The sequence below is a fragment of the Bradyrhizobium sp. genome, from assembly GCF_036009065.1.
Classification (GTDB): domain Bacteria; phylum Pseudomonadota; class Alphaproteobacteria; order Rhizobiales; family Xanthobacteraceae; genus Bradyrhizobium.
Map to the genome: position 1 here is coordinate 1 of NZ_DASYMN010000133.1, position 5364 is coordinate 5364.

Consider the following 5364-nt stretch of genomic DNA (forward strand, 5'->3'; position numbering starts at 1 on the left):
GGCGCATCATAATCGGCATTAGCGGCCCGGCTTCCGCCTGAGCTTCAGCTCAGCGCAAGACCGGGGTTTTCCGTATTCGCCTCCCCTTCAAGCCAACGCCTGATCAGAGCCGCCATGAACGATCAACAGAAGACCGCCGCCGCTGCGAAGCCGGGTGCCAACGACTATTCCAAAACCTTGTATCTGCCGCAGACGGAATTCCCGATGCGCGCGGGGCTGCCGCAGCGCGAGCCGGAGATCCTCAAGCGCTGGAACGAGATCGGACTGTACGAAAAACTGCGTCAGGCCTCGGCCGGCCGCGCCAAATTCGTGCTGCATGACGGCCCGCCCTACGCCAACGGCAACATCCATATCGGCCATGCGCTGAACAAGATCCTGAAAGACGTGGTGACCAAGAGCCAGCAGATGCTGGGGCACGATTCCAACTACGTGCCGGGCTGGGACTGCCATGGCCTGCCGATCGAATGGAAGATCGAGGAGGAGAACTACCGCTCCAAGGGCCAGCCGAAGCCGGATTTCCGCGATTCCGCGGCGATGGTGGCGTTCCGCCGCGAGTGCCGCGCCTATGCCTCGCACTGGCTCGATGTGCAGCGCGAGGAATTCAAGCGGCTCGGCATCATCGGCGACTGGGATCATCCCTACGCCACCATGGATTATTTCGCGGAAGCCGCGATCGCCCGCGAGCTGATGAAATTCGCCGCCAACGGCACGCTGTACCGCGGCTCCAAGCCGGTGATGTGGAGCGTGGTCGAGAAGACCGCGCTGGCGGAGGCGGAGGTCGAATACGAGGATTACACCAGCGATACGGTGTGGGTGAAGTTTCCGGTCGCGCAGGTCGAACTCGCATCGGGCAAGAACGCCTCGGCTGCGATCGTCCAGGCGGTAAGCGAAGCAAGCATCGTGATCTGGACCACGACGCCTTGGACGCTGCCCGGCAACCGCGCCATCAGCTTTTCGTCGAAAATTCCGTACGGACTTTATCGCGTTACCGAGTCGCCTTCCGACAACTGGGCGAAAACCGGCGACCTCCTCATTCTTGCGGACACCCTGGCCGAAGCGGTGTTCAAGCAGGCGCGCGTCATTGCGTACGAGAAAGTAAGCTCCGTGCCGGCAAATGTGCTCGCCACAATGGAATGCGAGCATCCGTTGCAGAGCGTGGCTGGAGGTTATGAATTTCGCGTCCCCCTCCTCGAAGGTGATCACGTCACCGATGACACCGGCACCGGTTTTGTTCATACGGCGCCAGGCCACGGCCGCGAGGACTTCGACATCTGGACTGCGAATGCGCGCGAACTCGAAGCGCGCGGCATCAACACAACCATCCCATACACGGTCGATGAAAACGGCGCGTTCACCGATCAGGCTCCGGGCTTCACAGCAAAACGCGTCATCAACGACAAGGGCGAAAAAGGCGACGCCAACGAGGCGGTGATCAAGGCGCTGGTCGACGCCGGCAGGCTGCTGGCGCGTGGGCGCTTGAAACATCAGTATCCGCATTCCTGGCGCTCGAAGAAGCCGGTGATTTTCCGCAACACGCCGCAATGGTTCATCGCGATGGACAAGGAGATCGCGGACTCCTCTTCACCTCTCCCATCGGGAGAGGTCGGCGCGCGCAGCGCGACGGGTGAGGGGTTGCGGTCTCCAGGCGAGGCAGCGTCCCCTCACCTGACCCTTGCGGGGTCGATCTCTCCCCAACGGGGAGAGGTGAAGGACACGCTGCGCGCCCGCGCGCAGCGCGCGATTGCCGTGACGCAATGGGTGCCGCCATCGGGCCAGAATCGCATCAACGGCATGATCAACTCGAAGCCGGATTGGGTGATCTCACGCCAGCGCGCCTGGGGCGTGCCGATTGCCGTGTTCGTCAAGGAGAATGGCGACGGCTCGGTCGAAGTCCTGCAGGACGAACGCGTCAATCATCGCATCGTCGAGACCTTCAGCGAATCCGGCGCCGACGCCTGGTACGCGGACGGGGCGCGCGAACGCTTCCTGGGCGAACGTGCCGGCGAGCCCTGGCGCAAGGTCGATGACATTCTCGACGTCTGGTTCGATTCCGGCTCGACCCACGCCTTCGTGCTGGAAGACCGCCAGCACTTTCCGCAACTCGGCCACATCGTCCGCAAGATCGACGGCGGCCGTGACACCGTGATGTATCTCGAAGGAAGCGACCAGCATCGCGGCTGGTTCCAGTCGTCGCTGCTGGAAAGCAACGGTACCCGCGGCCGCGCGCCGTTCGACATCGTGCTGACCCACGGTTTTACGCTCGACGAGCACGGCCGCAAGATGTCGAAATCCTTGGGCAACACCGTCGAGCCGCAGAAGGTGATAAAGGATTCCGGCGCCGACATCCTGCGGCTCTGGGTCTGCGCCACCGACTACGCCGACGACCAGCGGCTCGGTCCGGAAATCCTGAAAAACACCGTCGAGAGCTACCGCAAGCTGCGTAACACCATCCGCTGGATGCTGGGCACGCTGCATCATTTTGCTCCCGGCGATGACGTCGCGCATCCGGACATGCCGGAACTGGAGCGGTATATGCTGCATCAGCTCGCCGGGCAGGATGCCATCGCGCGCAAGGCCTATGCGGATTTCGACTACAAGACGGTGGTGGCTTCGCTTGCGGCATTCATGAACACGGAATTGTCGGCGTTCTATTTCGACATCCGGAAAGACACGCTGTATTGCGACCCGCCGTCGTCGCCCGCGCGCAAGGCGGCGCTGACCGCCATCAACATGATCTGCGACGCGGTCCTGAAATGGCTGGCGCCGGTGCTGTCGTTCACATGCGAAGAGGCGTGGCGGCTCTACAAGCCGGATGCCGAGCCCTCGGTGCATCTCACGCTGTTTCCGGATGGCCTGCAATCGCTGCGCGACGATGCGCTGGCCACGAAGTGGGAAATCATCCGCGATGTCAGGCGCGTCGTCACCGGCGCGCTGGAACTCGAGCGCGCCGCCAAGCGCATCGGCTCGTCGCTGGAGGCCTCGCCGACCGTTTACGTCTCCAACAGAGAGCTGCTCGCCACGCTGTTCGACGTCGATCTCGCCGAAGTCTGCATCACCTCGAACTATGAAATCAGGGAAGGCGATCCGCCTGCGGACGCGTTCCGCCTGAACGACGTTCCCGGCGTCGCCGTCGTCGTCGAAAAGTCCGTGGGGATCAAATGCGCGCGGTCGTGGAAGATCCTGCCGACCGTCGGCGAGGATCCCGACTATCCCGACGTCTCGCCGCGCGACGCGCAAGCGCTGCGGGAATGGAAGGCGCTGGGGATAGGCTAAAGCATGATGGTTTTAAGACGAATCGCGACGACGCTCAGTTTACCTCTCCCCGCAGGGGAGAGGTCGACGCGCATCGTCAGATGCGCGTCGGGTGAGGGGTCTATCCGCAAGCCCGGTGTGCGTGGAAAGACCCCTCACCCGAAGCCTGCGCTGCGCTCCGGCTTCGACCTCTCCCCTCCGGGGAGAGGTGAGAAAGCGCTGCTTCACCTGGCCTCATGACCATGACCCCCTACCTCCGCTCCGGTATCGTCGCGGCGGTCGCCGTGCTGGTCCTCGATCAGGCCACAAAACTCTGGCTGCTGTTCGTGTTCGAGATCGCCCGCAGAGGCGCGGTGAGGGTCACGCCGTTTTTCGATCTGGTGCTGGCCTGGAATACCGGCATCAGCTACGGCTGGTTTCAGACCGACAGCGCGGCCGGCCAGGCAGTTCTGCTCGCGATCAAGGCAATCGCGGTGATTGTCCTCGCGCTCTGGATGGCGCGTTCGCAGACCCGCATGGCAACCATTGCGCTCGGCCTGATCATCGGCGGCGCCATCGGCAATGCCATCGATAGCCTCGCCTATGGAGCGGTGGTCGATTTCGCCCATTTCCACGTCCAGATCGGCGAAAAGGACCTCAGTTGGTACGTGTTTAACCTTGCCGATACCGCGATTGTTGCTGGCGTTGCGGCCCTGCTGTATGATTCCGTCTTCGGCGTACCCGCCGCAAAAGCGCCCTGATCGCAGCCGATACGGGCAGCCGGGGTCGATTGACGGTCAATATGGGGCGGAGTTCTGCCGGGATCGGCAGTCCGCGGTAAAATTTGGGCAGGATTGATGCGATGCGCGAAACCGAAGCCAACGGTTGGATTGTGCAGAACCGGCCGCGGGCGATGATGCGCGCGCTGCGCCTCGCCTGCGTTGTCTTAGGGATCGGCCTTGTGATGTCGGCCACCGCGGCCCGCGCCGAGGACGACGAGGATGATTCCACCTTCGAGGAAAAAATCATCAAGCAGATCATGACCGGGATCGGCGGCACCAATATGGAGAACACCGGGATCGAGTATCGCGAACGTTCGCCGCTGGTGATTCCTCCCAGGAGCGATCTGCCGCCACCGGCTTCCGCCGCGGTCGAAGCGCCGGTGCCGAACTGGCCGAAAGACCCGGAAGTGCGGCAGCGCAAGGAGGCCAAGGCGGCGCGAAAGAAGGACAACAAGGATCCGCGTGAGGCGAGCCGCGTGCTGACGCCGAGCGAACTGGCGGTCGGCAAGACCGCCCCGGGCAAGGGCTCGGCCGGCCCCGATTTGCCCGGCAATCCCGGCACCAACGCGATTCTCAGCCCGTCGCAGCTTGGCTATGAGGGCGGCTTCATGGGCATGTTCAAGGGCAACAAGACCGAGACCGCGCCATTCAAGGGCGAGCCGACGCGCGATACGCTGACGATGCCGCCGCCGGGATACCAGACGCCATCGCCGGATTATGCCTATGGCACCGGGCCGAAGGAATCGCTGGTCAACAAGGTTTATAATCCCTCCCAAGGCAAATACGGCGACTGATTGCGCTGCCTTGCGGTTTTGTAACGGGTCACCGGCAGCCGCGCGGTGTATGAAGCCGCCACTACCCCGAACGTTTCCGTTCGAGCCGGTCAACAGGTAATCATGTCTTCACACCGCTTCGCCGCCACCTCGTTCTTCGCGCTGGCCTTGATGGCCACTCTGTCTGGCGCCGATGTCCGCGCCCAGACCACCGTCACCTCCGAACGCCCGGCCACCTTCACGCTTCCCAACGGCTTGCAGGTCGTGGTGATTCCCGACCACCGCACCCCGGTGGTCACGCAGATGATCTGGTACAAGGTCGGGTCCGCGGACGAGACGCCGGGCAAGTCCGGGCTGGCGCATTTTCTCGAGCACCTGATGTTCAAGGGCACCGCCAGGCATCCGGCCGGCGAATTCTCCCAGACCGTGCTCAGAATCGGCGGCAACGAGAACGCCTTCACCTCCACCGACTACACCGGCTATTTCCAGCGCGTGCCGCGCGACCAGCTGCCCAGGATGATGGAATTCGAGGCCGACCGCATGACCGGCCTCGTCCTCAAGGACGAAAACGTGCTGCC

4 protein-coding genes are annotated in these 5364 nt (G+C 63.2%); all 4 read left to right on the top strand.

The window, feature by feature from the left end:
- The first annotated feature begins 114 nt into the window (after window positions 1–114).
- Window positions 115–3273 carry an isoleucine--tRNA ligase gene (gene ileS / locus VGP39_RS08100; protein WP_327567589.1) on the top strand — a complete coding sequence of 1053 codons (3159 nt, stop codon included), beginning with the start codon at window positions 115–117 and terminating at the stop codon, window positions 3271–3273.
- Between the two features lie 221 nt (window positions 3274–3494).
- Entirely contained in the window at window positions 3495–3992 is a 498-nt protein-coding gene (gene lspA, locus VGP39_RS08105) for a signal peptidase II (protein ID WP_327567590.1), read from the top strand.
- Window positions 3993–4093: 101 nt separating this feature from the next.
- Window positions 4094–4807 carry a hypothetical protein gene (locus tag VGP39_RS08110; RefSeq protein ID WP_327567591.1) on the top strand — a complete coding sequence of 238 codons (714 nt, stop codon included), beginning with the start codon at window positions 4094–4096 and terminating at the stop codon, window positions 4805–4807.
- 102 nt (window positions 4808–4909) lie between these two features.
- Window positions 4910–5364: M16 family metallopeptidase (locus tag VGP39_RS08115; RefSeq protein WP_414644597.1), on the top strand; the 455-nt coding region annotated here is incomplete at its 3' end.

Bases quoted from the DNA above. Each gene is read 5' to 3' on its own strand.
- lspA (WP_327567590.1), top strand. From the start codon at position 3,495: ATGACCCCCTACCTCCGCTCCGGTATCGTCGCGGCGGTCGCCGTGCTG.
- ileS (WP_327567589.1), top strand. From the start codon at position 115: ATGAACGATCAACAGAAGACCGCCGCCGCTGCGAAGCCGGGTGCCAAC.
- VGP39_RS08110 (WP_327567591.1), top strand. From the start codon at position 4,094: ATGCGCGAAACCGAAGCCAACGGTTGGATTGTGCAGAACCGGCCGCGG.